The 14,267-nt window shown below is 66.7% G+C and carries 13 protein-coding genes; all 13 read left to right on the top strand.

The window, feature by feature from the left end:
• Positions 1 to 416: 416 nt before the first annotated feature.
• The 13 genes from flgB to fliD all read left to right on the top strand — a co-directional run bounded on the left by flgB (position 417) and on the right by fliD (position 14,257).
• Positions 417 to 794 carry a flagellar basal body rod protein FlgB gene (gene flgB, locus BMZ17_RS01330; RefSeq protein WP_093134279.1) on the top strand — a complete coding sequence of 126 codons (378 nt, stop codon included), beginning with the start codon at positions 417 to 419 and terminating at the stop codon, positions 792 to 794.
• A gap of 13 nt (positions 795 to 807) precedes the next feature.
• Positions 808 to 1,215, top strand: coding sequence for a flagellar basal body rod protein FlgC (flgC, locus tag BMZ17_RS01325; protein ID WP_093134275.1), 408 nt, complete (start codon positions 808 to 810; stop codon positions 1,213 to 1,215).
• A 52-nt stretch (positions 1,216 to 1,267) separates the two neighbouring features.
• Positions 1,268 to 1,951 (top strand): flagellar hook assembly protein FlgD, encoded by a 684-nt coding sequence (locus BMZ17_RS01320; RefSeq protein ID WP_093134270.1) that lies wholly within the window; start codon positions 1,268 to 1,270, stop codon positions 1,949 to 1,951.
• A gap of 64 nt (positions 1,952 to 2,015) precedes the next feature.
• Positions 2,016 to 3,236 carry a flagellar hook protein FlgE gene (flgE, locus tag BMZ17_RS01315; RefSeq protein ID WP_093134266.1) on the top strand — a complete coding sequence of 407 codons (1,221 nt, stop codon included), beginning with the start codon at positions 2,016 to 2,018 and terminating at the stop codon, positions 3,234 to 3,236.
• 230 nt (positions 3,237 to 3,466) lie between these two features.
• The gene (locus tag BMZ17_RS01310; RefSeq protein ID WP_093134262.1) at positions 3,467 to 4,213 is read left to right on the top strand and encodes a flagellar basal body rod protein FlgF; all 747 of its coding nucleotides are present in this window, start codon (positions 3,467 to 3,469) and stop codon (positions 4,211 to 4,213) included.
• A 31-nt stretch (positions 4,214 to 4,244) separates the two neighbouring features.
• Entirely contained in the window at positions 4,245 to 5,030 is a 786-nt protein-coding gene (flgG, locus tag BMZ17_RS01305) for a flagellar basal-body rod protein FlgG (RefSeq protein ID WP_093134259.1), read from the top strand.
• 5 nt (positions 5,031 to 5,035) lie between these two features.
• Positions 5,036 to 5,821: a flagellar basal body L-ring protein FlgH gene (locus BMZ17_RS01300; RefSeq protein ID WP_093137978.1), complete on the top strand. Its 786-nt coding sequence runs from the start codon at positions 5,036 to 5,038 to the stop codon at positions 5,819 to 5,821.
• An 11-nt stretch (positions 5,822 to 5,832) separates the two neighbouring features.
• A complete protein-coding gene (locus BMZ17_RS01295; RefSeq protein WP_093134256.1) occupies positions 5,833 to 6,948 on the top strand; it encodes a flagellar basal body P-ring protein FlgI in 1,116 nt (371 codons plus the stop codon).
• A 173-nt stretch (positions 6,949 to 7,121) separates the two neighbouring features.
• Positions 7,122 to 8,306 (top strand): flagellar assembly peptidoglycan hydrolase FlgJ, encoded by a 1,185-nt coding sequence (gene flgJ / locus BMZ17_RS01290; RefSeq protein ID WP_093134252.1) that lies wholly within the window; start codon positions 7,122 to 7,124, stop codon positions 8,304 to 8,306.
• A 10-nt stretch (positions 8,307 to 8,316) separates the two neighbouring features.
• Positions 8,317 to 10,212: a flagellar hook-associated protein FlgK gene (gene flgK / locus BMZ17_RS01285; RefSeq protein WP_093134248.1), complete on the top strand. Its 1,896-nt coding sequence runs from the start codon at positions 8,317 to 8,319 to the stop codon at positions 10,210 to 10,212.
• Between the two features lie 12 nt (positions 10,213 to 10,224).
• Positions 10,225 to 11,427, top strand: a complete 1,203-nt coding sequence (gene flgL / locus BMZ17_RS01280) for a flagellar hook-associated protein FlgL (RefSeq protein ID WP_093134243.1) — start codon at positions 10,225 to 10,227, stop codon at positions 11,425 to 11,427.
• Positions 11,428 to 11,860: 433 nt separating this feature from the next.
• On the top strand, positions 11,861 to 12,685 hold the full coding sequence (locus tag BMZ17_RS01275) for a flagellin N-terminal helical domain-containing protein (protein WP_093134238.1): 825 nt from the start codon (positions 11,861 to 11,863) through the stop codon (positions 12,683 to 12,685).
• Between the two features lie 219 nt (positions 12,686 to 12,904).
• Entirely contained in the window at positions 12,905 to 14,257 is a 1,353-nt protein-coding gene (fliD, locus tag BMZ17_RS01270; RefSeq protein WP_093134233.1) for a flagellar filament capping protein FliD, read from the top strand.
• The last annotated feature ends 10 nt before the right edge of the window (positions 14,258 to 14,267 follow it).

Here is a 14,267-nt window from a genome sequence, read left to right as displayed (position 1 = left end):
CCAAAGCCAAGCGAAGCCAGGCCAGGCCAGGCACAGCAGAGCCCAAACAGAAGCCAAGGCGAGCGTGTGCAACGGCAGCAAACGGGAAGCAACGCTTGAGCCCCTCTCCCCTCGGGAGAGGGGTTGGGGTGAGGGTCCGGCGCAGGGCGGTGAACGATTGCCGCTTTGCCGAAATGCTTCTTCTGGCAAACACCGGCGCCGGTTTTTTGGCGAAAGCCTTGCTGGATCACGCTTGCAGGCCGCTGGCGGCGATCTGATTTTGGCGCTGCAGCGGCCTGCCTATAGAAGCAGCGCGCGCGGGAACGGGTGCAGGCGGGCGCGGCAAGGGCTGTCGGGATGCCGGCGTGGGGCTGGCAACAGCAGGCGTGGCACGGCGCTTGCCTTGTCGGGGGTGAACCTTTTCCCCGGAGCGTCCCATGTCCGATTTCCTTGGTATCCACGGCACTGCGCTGGCCATCCGCGAGCAGCGGCTGCAGTTGCTGTCGGCCAACATCGCCAATGCCGACACCCCGGGCTACCAGGCCCAGGACCTGAACTTCAATGCGGCCCTGAGCGCGGCCCTGCAGGCGCCCGGCGCCGGCGGCAACGCGTTGGAGGGCGGCAATGCGATCGGCCAGGCCAGCGCGGCGGCGCACTTCTACCGCCCGTCCAGCCAGCCCAGCCTGGATGGCAACACCGTGGACGGCGACCGCGAGAACGCGGCGTTCGCCCAGGCGACGCTGGAATACAAGGCCTCGCTGTCCTTCGTCGAATCCAAGGTGCGGTCGATGCTGACCGCCATCACCGGCCAGTAAGGAACGCATCGCCATGAGCAACCTGCCCATCTTCGACGTCGCCGGTTCGGCGATGAACGCCCAGTCGGTGCGCCTGAGCACGGTGGCCTCCAACCTCGCCAACGCCGACTCGGTGTCCGGCGATCCCAATACCGTCTTCCGCGCCAAGCAGCCGGTCTTCACCACCGAACAGGTCGGCAACAACCCGGCCCTGGTCGGGGTGCGCACGGCCGCGGTGCAGGACTCCAACGCCGCGCCGATCAAGCGCTACGAGCCCGGCAATCCGCTGGCCGACGGCAATGGCTACGTGTACGCGCCGGACATCGATCCGGTGGCGCAGATGGTCGACCTGATCTCGGCCACGCGCAGCTACCAGGCCAACGTGGAGGTCTTCAACAGCGCCAAGGAAACGGCGACCGCCACCCTGAACATGGGCCGCTGATGGCCCGCCCCCTCGCCCGATTGACCGCACCGCCACCTGAGACCGCCTGACCATGGCCACCGTCGATACCACCAAGCTCGCCTCGCTGGGCCTGACCAGTTCCAGCACCACGACCAAGACCGCCTCCACCGGCGCGATCGGCCAGGCCGACTTCCTCAAGCTGATGACCGAGCAGCTGAAGAACCAGGACCCGCTCAAGCCGCTGGACAGCCAGCAGTTCCTGGGCCAGCTGGCGCAGTTCTCCACCGTGCAGGGCATCGAGGAGATGCAGACGGCGATGGGCTCGATGGCCAGCGTCATGGAATCGGACCAGACGCTGCGCGCGGCCTCGCTGGTCGGCCACGACGCGATGGTGACGGCCTCCTCCATCAGCCATACGGCCGGCGGCAGCCTGGACGGGGAGATCACCGCGGCCACCTCCGGCCCGGTGACCCTGCAGATCACCGACAGCAACGGCACCGTGGTGCGCACGCTGCAGGTCGATGCGACCAGCGCCGGCGCGACCAATTTCCACTGGGATGGCCTGACCGACAGCGGCACCGCCGCCGGTTCTGGCACCTATTCGCTCAAAGCGGTGACCGGTTCAGTCGCCGCCTCGGACGTGTCCAAGGCCACCTCCCTGGAGATCGGGGTGTTGGCGCACGTGGACAGCGTCTCGATCGAGTCCTCCGGACTCACCCTGAACCTTGCGGGCGTGGGCGGGTTCCCGTTGTCGTCCATCCGCCGCGTCAGCTAGGGCCTGACCCGCCCTTCCCTTCCACGAACCGCACGTCCCGCCACGTTTTCACGGAGACCTTCCCATGAGCTTCCGCATTTCCCTGAGCGGCATGAACGCCGCCTCGTCCGACCTGAACGTCGTTTCCAACAACATCGCCAACTCCAACACCACCGGCTTCAAGACCAGCCGCGCCGAGTTCGGCGACGTGTTCGCCGTGTCGGCCTACGGCCTGGCCAGCAACGCCACCGGCGCCGGCGCGCGCCTGCAGCGCGTGGCCCAGCAGTTCACCCAGGGCAACATCGATTTCACCGGCAACGCGCTGGACATGGCGGTCTCGGGCGAAGGCTTCTTCACCCTGTCCAACAACGGCAGCACGGTCTACTCGCGCGCCGGCAACTTCAGCACCGATTCGCAGGGCTATGTGGTCAATCCGTCGGGCCAGCGCCTGCAGGTGTTCCAGCCCAATGCCGATGGCACCACTTTCAACACCGGCAAGATGACCGACATCCAGCTGGCCACCGGCGATGCCGCGCCCAAGGTGTCCACCAGCGTCCAGGCCAGCGTGACCCTGCCGGGCAACGCGACGGTGCCGACCAACAGCCCGTTCAACGCGGCCGACCCGACCACCTACAACCACACCACCTCGCTGACGGTGTACGACTCGCTGGGCGCCTCGCACAGCCAGTCGCTGTACTTCACCAAGACCGCCAACGACAACGAGTGGACCGTCCAGACCCAGATCGACGGCAATGACGTGGGCACCCCGCAGACCCTGACCTATGACTCGGCCGGCGCGCTGGTGAGCCCGGTCGGTGGCGACATCGCCCTGCCGGCCTATACCCCGCCGGGCGGCGCCGGCCCGATGGCCCTCACTGTCGACCTGGGCACCTCCAGCCAGTACGGCCAGAAGTTCGCGGTGTCGGCCCTGAACCAGGACGGCTATGGCACCGGCAGCCTGTCCAGCATCTCGGTCTCGGCCGAAGGCGTGGTCCAGGCCAGCTATTCCAACGGCGTAACCAAGTCGATCGGCCAGGTCGCCATGACCATGTTCGCCAACCCACAGGGCCTGCAGCAGAACGGCGACAACTCGTTCTCCGAGACCTACGCCTCGGGCCAGGCGCTGCGCGGCGCACCGGGCACATCCAAGTTCGGCCTGATCCAGGGCGGCGCGCTGGAAGCCTCCAACGTCGACCAGACCGCCGAGCTGGTGAACATGATCAGCGCCCAGCGCAACTTCCAGGCCAACGCGCAGATGATCCAGACCCAGGACCAGATCACCCAGACGATCATCAACCTGCGGTAATCGCTGATGTAACTCCCTCCCTTGCGCGCGTAGCGCGGAGGAGAGGGTCGGGGTGGGGTGCTGTTCGCGGCAAAAGCGAAAAGCCAGCCCCTCCCCCTCAGTCGCTAGGACGCGACTTCGAGCTCCCCCTGCTTCGCAAGGGCGGGGGCAGAAGCAACCTGAAAGCGCCGGCCCCGTGCCGGCGCTTTCCTTTTGGGGCGCCGCGGCACGGCACTTGCAGGGTGTTGGGCATGGACAGAGCCCTCTACATCGCCATGACCGGCGCCAGCGCCACGCTGAAGGCGCAGGCCACCAATTCGCACAACCTGGCCAACGCCAACACGGTCGGCTTCCAGGCCACCTTGAGCGCGACCCAGGCCATGCCGGTGACCGGCAACGGGCTGGCCTCGCGCGTGGCCACGGCCGAACGCATGGTCGGCGTCTCCGACGCCAGCGGATCGCTCAGCACCACGGGCAACCCGCTGGACGTGGCCCTGAACCCAGGCAACTGGTTCGCCGTGCAGGACAAGAACGGCGGCACCGCCTACACCCGCGCCGGCGACCTCAAAATCACCCAGAACGGCCTGCTCACCACCTCGTCAGGCCTGCAGCTGCTGGATGCCGGCGGCGCACCGATGGTGATCCCGCCCAACGATGGCATGGACATCGGCGCCGACGGCACGATCTCGGTGATCCCGCAGGGCTCGCCGGCTTCATCCATGACCCAGATCGGCCGCCTGCAGGTGGTCCAGACCAGCACCGCCAACTTGGTGCGCGGCGAAGACAGCCTGATGCGCCAGGCGCCAGGCGCGCCGGCGCCGACGCCGGCCACCGGCGCGGCCCTGTCCACCGGCGTGCTGGAAAGCAGCAACGTCGATGCGACCGGCGCGCTGGTGTCGATGATCGAGCTGGCGCGCCAGTTCGAGATGCAGGTACGCGTCTTGCACAGCGGTGATGAAACCGCGCAGAGCTCCAACTCGTTGTTGTCCTCGCGTTGATTCCTTGACCTTTTCCTGACGGAGAACCGCCATGACCCAGGCGCTCTGGATTGCCAAGACCGGCCTCGACGCGCAGCAGACGCGCATGGCGGTCATTTCCAACAACCTCGCCAACATCAACACGACCGGCTTCAAGCGCGACCGTGCCAATTTCGAGGACCTGCTGTACCAGACCCAGCGCCAGCCCGGCGGTGCGACCTCCGAGCAGACGATGCTGCCCTCGGGCATGGAAACCGGCACCGGCGTGCGCGTGGCCACCACGGCCAAGTCGTTCGTGCAGGGCAACCTGAGCCAGACCGGCAACGCGCTGGACGTGGCGATCAACGGCCGCGGCTTCTTCGAAGTGCTGATGCCGGACGGCAGCAGCGCCTACACCCGCGACGGCGCCTTCCAGGTCAACGCCGAGAACGAGCTGGTCACCAACGAAGGCTATCCGGTGCAGCCGGGCCTGCAGATCCCCGAGGGCGCGCAGAGCATCACCATCGGCAGCGACGGCACCGTCAGCGTCCAGCTGCAGGGCCAGGCCGCGGCCACCCAGGTCGGCCAGCTGACCATCACCGATTTCGTCAATCCGCCGGGCCTGCATGCGATGGGCGGCAACCTGTACTCGGAAACCGGCGCCTCCGGCCCGGCCCAGACCGGCGCCCCGGGCGAAAGCGGCGCCGGCCTGCTGATCCAAGGCTCGCTGGAAAGCTCCAACGTCAACAGCGTCGAAGAGCTGGTCTCGATGATCGAAACCCAGCGCGCCTACGAAACCAACGCCAAGGCCATCAGCACCGTCGATTCGATGCTGGGCTTCCTCAACCAGAACCTGTGATCGCCATGCGCATCGTCCTTGCCACCGCTGTCATTGCCTGCCTCGGGGCGCTCTCCGGCTGCGCCACCGTCATGGGCGATGTGCGTCCCTTCGCCGAACAGCCGCCCGCGCCCAACGGCGTGGTGCCGCCGCAGCCGGTCCCGCCCGGCTACGCGCAGCCCGCTTCCAGCCAGGCCCAGCCCGGCGCGGTGGCGCAGGGTTACGCGCGGCCGGGCGTGGGCGACGGCGGCGGCTCGATCTTCGCCAGCGCCTCCGATGGCAGCGGCAATCGCGGCATCCGCCTGTTCCAGGACAACAAGGCACGCGAGGTCGGCGACCTGCTGACGATCGTTTTGGTGGAAAGCACCAGCGCCAAGTCCAACGCCAAGACGGGCATCAGCAAGGATTCGTCGATCGCCATGGGCGCGCCGACCGTCCTGGGCCAGAGCATCACCTATAACGGCAAGAACCTGCTGCAGGCCGAAGTGGACGCCAAGCGCGGCTTCAACGGCGCCGGCGACACCCAGCAGAGCAACTCGCTGGATGGCGATGTGACCGTGACCGTGGTCGAGCGCCTGGGCAACGGCAACATCCGCGTGTCCGGCCAGAAGCAGCTGCGCCTGAACCAGGGCGACGAGCTGGTGCAGGTGCAGGGCATCGTCCGCATCGCCGACATCGGCCCGGACAACCGCGTCACCTCCGATCGCGTGGGCAACGCGCAGATCGTCTATGGCGGCCGCGGCGCCGTGGCGCGTTCCAACGCCATGGGCTGGCTGGGCCGCTTCTTCAACTCCGCCGCTGCACCGTACTGAGCATCGCCATCATGCGCGCGACCTTCTTCCGTTCCCTCGTGGCCGCCTCGCTGGCCCTGGCCACGCTGGCTTCCGCACCGGCCCAGGCCGAACGCATCAAGGACCTGGCCCAGGTGGCCGGCGTCCGCGGCAACCAGCTCGTCGGCTACGGCCTGGTGGTCGGCCTGGATGGCAGCGGCGACCGCACCAGCCAGACGCCCTTCACGGTGCAGAGCCTGAAGACCATGCTCGACCAGCTGGGCGTGACCATCCCGCCGGGCACCAATCCGCAGCTGAAGAACGTCGCCGCGGTGGCCATCCAGGCCGAACTGCCGCCGTATTCCAAGCCCGGCCAGACCATTGACGTCACCGTGTCCTCGATCGGCAACGCCGGCTCGCTGCGCGGCGGTGCGCTGCTGATGGCGCCGCTGCGCGGTGCCGACGGCCAGATCTACGCGATCGCCCAGGGCACGCTGGTGGTCAGCGGCTTCGGCGCCTCGGGCAAGGACGGCTCCAAGATCTCGGTCAACGCGCCCAACGGCGGCAGCATCCCCAACGGCGCCACGGTCGAGCGCGCCGCGCCCGGCGGCGGCGCTGACAACGGCGTGGTCACCCTGAACCTGCACGAGGCCGACTTCACTACCGCCTCGCGGATCGTCGATGCGGTCAACCGCACCTTCGGCGAGGGCCGTGCCCAGGCCGTGGACCCGGTGACCATCCAGGTCGCCGCACCCGGCAACAACCGCATCGGCTTCATGGCCCAGCTGGAATCGCTGGACGTCAGCCCCGGCGCGGCCGCGGCCAAGGTGGTGGTCAATGCGCGCACCGGCACGGTGGTGATGGGCGGCAACATCTCGGTGCTGCCGGCGGCGGTGTCGCATGGCTCGCTCACCGTCTCGATCAGCGAGAACAACCTGGTCAGCCAGCCCGAGGCGTTCTCGCGCGGCGGCCAGACCGCGGTGGTGCCGCAGTCCACGATCAGCACGACCAGCGAGGGCGGCAAGATGTTCATGTTCCAGGGCGGCACCTCGCTGGAAGCCATCGTCCGCGCGGTCAACGCCGTCGGCGCCGCCCCAGGCGACCTGGTCGCGATCCTGGAAGCGCTCAAACGCGCCGGTGCCCTGCGGGCGGAGCTGGAAATCATCTAACCCTTCTGCGCCCAGTGCGTTCGACCCGCCCCGCCCTTTCGCATGAAACGGCGGGGCGTTGCGTTTCAAGGGCCGCCAACACCGCCGGTGACGGGAAATCGACAAGCCGCGGCACGGGACTTGCCTAGGAAGGACACACACCTTTCAACGCACCGCCACCCGGCCCTTCCGTCATGACCATGCAGCTGCCCGGCACCACTGCACTCTCGTTGAGCAAGTCGACTACGGCTTCGCCCGAGCAGATCAAGAAAGCCTCGAAAGAGCTGGAGACCCAGTTCGCCTCAATGCTGGTCAAGTCGATGCGTAGCACCACCGGCGGCGATCCGCTGGGTGGCAACGACACCACCTATCGCGACATGTACGACCAGCAGCTGGCCAAGGAACTGACCAAGGGCCGCGGCCTGGGTCTGTCCTCGGTCATCGAAAAGCAGCTGAGCCGCGACAACGGCGGTGCGCAGGACACGAAGGCGTTGGACACCACGCTGCCTTCGGCCCATTCGAATACCGGCGCGCCGATGCCGCTGCGCCCGCAGAGCACCTCGGGCACCGCGTTCCCGTTCACCACCAGCCAGCTGCCGCTGCGCGCGCCGACCAGCGCCAATGGCGCAGTGCCGGTGGCCACCGGCGGCAGCCTGTCGCTGGCCTCGTCCAGCGCCGGCGTGTCGCTGCAGGCGATGCCGGCGATGGCGATGCCGCAGGCGCCGCAGGAACTCGACCTGAGCGACTGTCAGCTGGACTGCAGCAGCCCGGAAGCCTTCGTCCAGTCGATCTGGCCGCACGCGCAGAAAGCCGCCGAAGCCCTGGGCGTGCCGGCCAAGGCGCTGGTCGCCCAGGCCGCGCTGGAAACCGGCTGGGGCCGTCGCCTGGCCGGCAAGCAGGGCGTGACCTCCAACAACCTGTTCGGCATCAAGGCCGGCAGCAGCTGGGACGGCGACAGCGTCAACGTCGCCACCACCGAATACACCAACGGCGTGCGCCATGCCGAACGTGCCAACTTCCGCGCCTATGGCTCGGCCGCCGACAGCTTCGCCGACTACACCCGGCTGCTGGGCAACGACCGCTACGCCGCCGCGCGCGGCACCGGCCAGGACACGCACCGCTTCGCCACCGCACTGCAGCGCGCCGGCTACGCCACCGATCCGCACTACGCCTCCAAGCTGACCGCGATCGCCAACGGCGCCACCATCAGCCGTGCCCTGGCCAACCTGCCGGGCAACAGCGCGCTGGGCAGCTACGGCAGCGATGCCCGCCTGGCCAGTGCCGCACCGGCCACCAACGCCGTCTCCGGCGCGAATGTCGACACCAGCGCGATGTTCGCCGCGCTGGGCAACCGCTACCGCGCCGTGGCGAGCTACTGAGGATTAGACGATGACCAGCCTGCTCTCCACGGGAAGTTCCGCGCTGCTGGCGTTCCAGCGCGCGCTCGGCACTGTCAGCAACAACGTCGCCAACGCCACCACCGAGGGCTACAGCCGCCAGCGCGTGGACCTGGCCGCGCGCATCGGCAGCAACATCGCCTCGGGTGTGGGCTACAACGGCCAGGGCGTGGACGTGGCCTCGCTGCAGCGCCTGGCCGATGGCCTGGTGTTCGCCCGTCAGGTGGACAGCAGCGGCGAAGTCGGCCGCCTGACCAGCCTGTCCTCGATGGCCGGGCGCGTAGATTCGCTGCTGTCCGATTCGGCCACCGGCCTGTCCACGCCGATGTCGGCCTTCTTCACCGCCGCGCGCGGCGTCTCCAGCGATCCGACCAGCACCAGTGCGCGCGATGCGCTGCTGGCCGCGGCCAAGTCGCTGGCCAGCCGTTTCAACTCGCTGGACAACCAGCTGTCCACGATCGACGACGAGACCAACGAGAACCTCAAGAACAAGATCGGCGACGTTAATCAGCTGTCCACGGAAATCGCCGACCTCAACAAGTCGATCTCCTCGGCCGGCGGCAACGCCTCGGCCGAGCTGCTGGACGCGCGCGACCTGCGCATCACCAAGCTGGCCACGCTGATCGGCGCGACCACGGTCGCCCAGAGCGACGGCTCGCTCAATGTGTTCACGATCGGCGGCCAGCCGTTGGTGGTGGGCGCCAAGGCCAACACGCTGACCGCGTTGCAGGACCCCGATCGCCCCGAGCGCTCGCAGGTGGGCCTGGACACCGGCAACGGCACGCCGGTGCGGCTGCCCGATTCGTCGATCTCCGGCGAACTGGGCGGCCTGCTGCAGTTCCGCACCAGCGTGCTGGATCCGGCCCGTGCCGAACTCGGCCGCCTGGCCACCAGCGTGGCGATGACCTTCAACCAGGCCCAGGCCAGCGGCGTGGACTACAACGGCGACGTGGGCACGGATCTGTTCAAGATCGCCGCCCCGGCCGTGGTCAGCAACAGCGGCAACACCGGCACGGCCGGCATCACCGCCTCAGCCAGCGATGTCTCCAAGCTCACCAACAGCGATGTCGTGCTGCGCTACAGCGCCAGCGGCTGGACCGCGCAGCGCGCCGACACCGGCGCGGTGGTGCCGATGAGCGGCGATGGCTCGGCGGCCAATCCCTTCCAGGTCGATGGCGTGTCCCTGGTGCTGTCCGGAAGCGCGGCGGTGGGCGACAAGTTCACCGTGCGCCCGACCACCGGCGCGGCCGGCAGCCTCTCGGTGCTGCTGACCGACCCGACCACGATTGCCGCAGCCGGCGCGATGAGCGCCAGCGCGACCACGACCAACCTGGGCAACGCGGCGGTGGCCTCCACCTCGGTGACCAATGCGACGGCGTTCGCGTCGTTCGCCGGCGCATCGATCGAGTTCATCGACGACAGCACCTACACCATCAACGGCGGCACGCCGCAGACCTACACCGCCGGCGGCGCGATCATCGATCCGGCGACCGGCTGGTCGATCACGCTCAGCGGCACGCCCAGCGCCGGCGACAGCTTCAGCCTGGGCAAGACCCCGGCGCGCTCGTCCAGCAATGCCAACGCGCAGCTGTTCTCCACGCTGGACAGCAAGCAGGTGCTCAGCGGCGGCACCCAGTCGCTGACGATGGCCATGAGCCAGCTCACCGCCAAGGCCGGCACCGAGGCCAGCCACGCTCAGTTGAGCCTGGAGGCGCAGCAGGCCATCGACGCGCAGGTCACCGCCGAGCGCGAGTCGGTCAGCGGCGTCAACCTCGATGAAGAAGCCGCCGACATGATGAAGTTCCAGCAGGCCTACCAGGCGGCCGCGCAGGTACTCAAGACCGCCGACACCCTGTTCCAGACCCTGCTCTCCGCCGTGGCACGCTGATAGGACCCGACCATGACCCTCCGTCTTTCCACCAACGGCATGCACCAGCAAAGCCTGGCGGCGATGCTGGCCCAGCAGGCGAATGTCTCGCGCTCTCAGCTGGAATTGACCACGCAGAAGAAGCTGATCACCGCCGCCGACGATCCGAGCGGCATGGCGCAGGCCCAACGCCTAGATCATGCGCTGGCGACGCTGGATCAGCAGGATAAGGATTCGGCGCTCCTGGAAAATCGATTGCGTTCTCAGGAGCAAGCGCTAGCGGACGTAGGTACGCAGTTGGACCGTGCGCGTGTACTGACCCTACAGGCCAGCAGCGACACACTATCCGATTCAGACCGAAAATCCATCGCAGACGAACTGCGCCAGATCCGCTCTGCGATTTTGTCCATCGCCAATCGTGACGACGGCACCGGACACCAGCTCTTCGCCGGCTCGCGCGATGCCGTGATTCCTTTCACACAGGATGCCAATGGCAATGTCACCTATGTGGGGGATGACGGCCAGAACCAGGTCGAGATCGCGCCAGCCCTGAAGGTGGCCGACACTGATCCCGGTAGCGATCTGTTCCTACGCATCCGCACCGGCGACGGCACCAGCGCAGCCTCGGCGGACAGTACCAATACCGGCACCGGCGTACTGACCGGCAGCGCCGTCACCGATAACAGCGCATGGAATGGGCAGTCGGTCACGGTGAAGTTCACCGCACCGGACACCTATCAAATCCTGGACAGCAGCGGCAATGCGCTTGCCGCGGGCACCTACACCCAGGGCAGCACCATCACGGGCGCCGGCGTGCAGATGACCATCAGCGGGGCGCCGGCCGCCGGCGATAGCTTCACCTTGGGCAAGGCGCCGAACCAGGACATCTTCAGCACGCTTGATGCCTTGGCCAGCGCACTCGAGGCACCAGCGACGACCGCGCAGGAGAAAGCCGTCCGCAGCAACGCGCTCAGCACGGCGCTGGGCAATATCAGCACGGCGCAGGATCACTTCCTGCTCAGTCGCTCGCAGACCGGCTCGCGTCTGGCAGCGATCGATGACGCCACCGACGCGCGCAGCGCCTATGGCGTCAATCTGGAAACCACCCTCTCCAACCTGCGCGATGTCGACCCGGCCGAAGCGGCGAGCAAACTGTCCCTGCAACAGATCGCCCTGGAAGCAGCGCAGAAAACGATGCTGGCCGTCCAGAGCAAATCCCTGTTCGACCTGCTGTAAACCCCAAGCACCTTGTGGGAGCTGCTTCAGCAGCGACGTGGCTTTAGCTCGGCCGTTCATCGCCGCTGAAGCGGCTCCCGCATCGAACCAGAAACATTTGCTGTCATTGCCTCTGCGGAGCGTTGCACCGCGCTCCAAAGAGGATGTTTGAACCGGCCTCAAGTTCCTGCGGACCCTGCCGTTACAACGGGGGAACGCATCTGTGTCGCAGCATGACACACCTGACACGGCCGGACGCGTTAGCAACTTTGCAAGGCCTTTGAAAGTGGCCCAGCGTCGAAAAGTCAAAATATTTTCGACACAGGGCTAAAGGCGGCGCACGAGGTGCCGTTAAACCTATCAGCAGCGGAGAGGGCCAATCCCGGCCACACCCTGCGGAACCCGGCCTAGCCCTCTCAGTCGCCGCCGGACCATCACACTCAGGAGACTTCTCATGTCGTCAGTCATCAACACCAACGTGATGTCGTTGAACGCCCAGCGCAACCTGACCGCGTCCGGCAACGACCTCGCCACCTCGCTGCAGCGCCTGTCCTCGGGCCTGCGCATCAACAGCGCCAAGGACGACGCCGCTGGCCTCGCCATCAGCCAGCGCATGACCACCCAGATCAAGGGCCTAGACCAGGCTGCCCGCAATGCCAACGACGGCATCTCGCTGGCCCAGACCGCCGAAGGCGCGCTGAGCACCATCGGTGACAACCTGCAGCGCATCCGCGAACTGACCGTGCAGGCCGCCAACGGTACGAACTCCGACGACGACCAGGCCGCAATCCAGAAGGAAATCACCGCCCTGGGTAGCGAAATCGGCCGCGTGCTGGCCAACACCCAGTTCAACGGCAAGACGTTGTTCGGCACCGACCCCAACACCATCTCGATCCAGGTTGGCTCGAATGCCACCGCGAACGACCAGATCGATATCGTCGTCCCCGGCCTCGACATTGACACAGACGCTTTTGACGTCACGGGCGTGACGGCCGGCACGGGCGTCGCGGACCAGCTGACCGCGATCGATGATGCATTGACGCTTGTCAGCGGCGCGCGCGCCGACCTTGGTGCCGTGCAGAACCGCTTCACCTCGGTCGTAGCCAATCTGTCGACCACATCGGAAAACCTGTCGGCTGCCCGTAGCCGTATCCAGGACACCGACTATGCCAAGGAATCGGCTGCGCTGACCCGCAACCAGATCCTGCAGCAGGCCGGTACCGCGATGCTGGCCCAGGCCAACCAGAGCAGCTCCGGCGTGCTGAAACTGATCTCGTAACCCAGCAATCTCAGGACGCGACCACATGGTCGCGTCCTGTTCCAAGCCCGCACTGTGCCTACAGTGCGGGCTTGGAACAGGACGCAAAACGCCCGACCGCGCTCAGCAAACAGCCGCTGGACGTCCGTTGCACCTCCTGTCTCCTTCGTTTTGCGAGGACCGCGCCATGCGCAACGCCAACACGCTGCCAGACGCCAAGTCCCTTCCTGGAGGACGCGCATGACCACCATCGGGACCACCAGTAGCAGTAGCATTGATCCGACCACGATGGCGGCTCAGCTGGTCGCTGCGGAGCGGGCGCCGACTGACACGCGTTACGCTGCCACCGAGACCAAGATCAAGTCCCAGGTCTCGGCGGTGGCCACCCTGCGCTCGGCGTTTTCCGCACTCAATTCAGCCATCACCACACTGACGAGCAAAACGACAACGAGCGCCCGCTTGGCCACGGTCGGCACCGGCGCAGGCTTTACCGCGACGGCTGCAGCTGGCGCTGCGACTGGCAGCTACTCGGTCGAAGTTCGCGCGCTCGCCACCGCTCAGAAGCTGTCCTCTGCTGGGTATGCCTCGCGCGATACTACGGTCGGCACAGGCACGTTGGGCATCAGCTTCGGCAGCACCAACCTGTCCGTCGATATCAACTCTTCCAACAACTCGCTGGTTGGAATCCGCGATGCCATCAACGCCGCCGCGGGTGGCAAGGGCGTGACGGCCAGCATTGTGACCGGCGACGATGGCGCACACCTCGTGCTGACCTCGCTTGACGGCGGGACGAGCAACGCGATCACGATAACGGCCAGCAATGACAACGGCAGCCTGGCCGGGCTTACATACAGTGCAGGTACCACCTCCGGCATGACCCAACTGGTCGCGGCCAGCGATTCCGAAGTAGTCGTGGATGGCGTCGTCCGAACGAGTTCCAGTAACACGATCACTAACCTGGTCGATGGCGTCACTTTCAATCTGACCAATGCTAGTCCTGGCACGACGGTCCAGATGACCATTACCAATGACGCTGCGTCCCAAGTCACTGCAGTGCAGGCGTTTGTCGACAAGTACAACGCCGCATTGGCCGCAATCGCGACCGCCACGAGCTACGACAGCACCACACAGACAGCCGCTGCACTGAACGGCGATTCGATGGTCCGCGGTACAACGCGGCAACTTCGCGACCTGGTCGGCAGTAGCGTGGTCGACCTGAAAGCCCTGGGTATCACCATCGCGAAAGACGGCAAGCTAACGCTGTCTCAGTCCGACTTCACCGCGGCCATGACCGCGGATTCCTCCACGCTGGCCAAGGTCTTCGGCAGTGGGACGGACACGATGGTCGGCAAGGTCTCGACTGTCCTGAAGGGCCTGACCGATAGCGGCGGTTTGCTTGACTCGCGTAGTGACACTTTGACTGCCCAGACCAAGAAACTGGACGCGCAGAAGGACGCCCTGGACGTCCGCATGGCCGCCGCCGAGGCGCGCTACAAGGCGCAGTTCACCGCGCTGGATACCCTGATGACCCAGCTCCAGAGCACCAGCGATTTTTTGACCCAGCAGCTCGCCAAGAGCAGCAGTGATGACTAACCGAGCCGTG

Origin of the sequence: Pseudoxanthomonas sp. GM95, assembly GCF_900109775.1 — a bacterium.
In the GTDB taxonomy this organism is placed as follows: Bacteria; Pseudomonadota; Gammaproteobacteria; order Xanthomonadales; family Xanthomonadaceae; genus Pseudoxanthomonas_A.
The sequence above is the reverse complement of the archived record's forward strand: the minus strand, read 5'-3'. Positions and strand labels throughout refer to the sequence as shown.

What these genes read in the sequence shown, in the direction of transcription:
- flgB (WP_093134279.1), top strand. Translation starts at nt 417, where the DNA reads ATGTCCGATTTCCTTGGTATCCACGGCACTGCGCTGGCCATCCGCGAG.
- flgC (WP_093134275.1), top strand. Translation starts at nt 808, where the DNA reads ATGAGCAACCTGCCCATCTTCGACGTCGCCGGTTCGGCGATGAACGCC.
- BMZ17_RS01320 (WP_093134270.1), top strand. Translation starts at nt 1,268, where the DNA reads ATGGCCACCGTCGATACCACCAAGCTCGCCTCGCTGGGCCTGACCAGT.
- flgE (WP_093134266.1), top strand. Translation starts at nt 2,016, where the DNA reads ATGAGCTTCCGCATTTCCCTGAGCGGCATGAACGCCGCCTCGTCCGAC.
- BMZ17_RS01310 (WP_093134262.1), top strand. Translation starts at nt 3,467, where the DNA reads ATGGACAGAGCCCTCTACATCGCCATGACCGGCGCCAGCGCCACGCTG.
- flgG (WP_093134259.1), top strand. Translation starts at nt 4,245, where the DNA reads ATGACCCAGGCGCTCTGGATTGCCAAGACCGGCCTCGACGCGCAGCAG.
- BMZ17_RS01300 (WP_093137978.1), top strand. Translation starts at nt 5,036, where the DNA reads ATGCGCATCGTCCTTGCCACCGCTGTCATTGCCTGCCTCGGGGCGCTC.
- BMZ17_RS01295 (WP_093134256.1), top strand. Translation starts at nt 5,833, where the DNA reads ATGCGCGCGACCTTCTTCCGTTCCCTCGTGGCCGCCTCGCTGGCCCTG.
- flgJ (WP_093134252.1), top strand. Translation starts at nt 7,122, where the DNA reads ATGACCATGCAGCTGCCCGGCACCACTGCACTCTCGTTGAGCAAGTCG.
- flgK (WP_093134248.1), top strand. Translation starts at nt 8,317, where the DNA reads ATGACCAGCCTGCTCTCCACGGGAAGTTCCGCGCTGCTGGCGTTCCAG.
- flgL (WP_093134243.1), top strand. Translation starts at nt 10,225, where the DNA reads ATGACCCTCCGTCTTTCCACCAACGGCATGCACCAGCAAAGCCTGGCG.
- BMZ17_RS01275 (WP_093134238.1), top strand. Translation starts at nt 11,861, where the DNA reads ATGTCGTCAGTCATCAACACCAACGTGATGTCGTTGAACGCCCAGCGC.
- fliD (WP_093134233.1), top strand. Translation starts at nt 12,905, where the DNA reads ATGACCACCATCGGGACCACCAGTAGCAGTAGCATTGATCCGACCACG.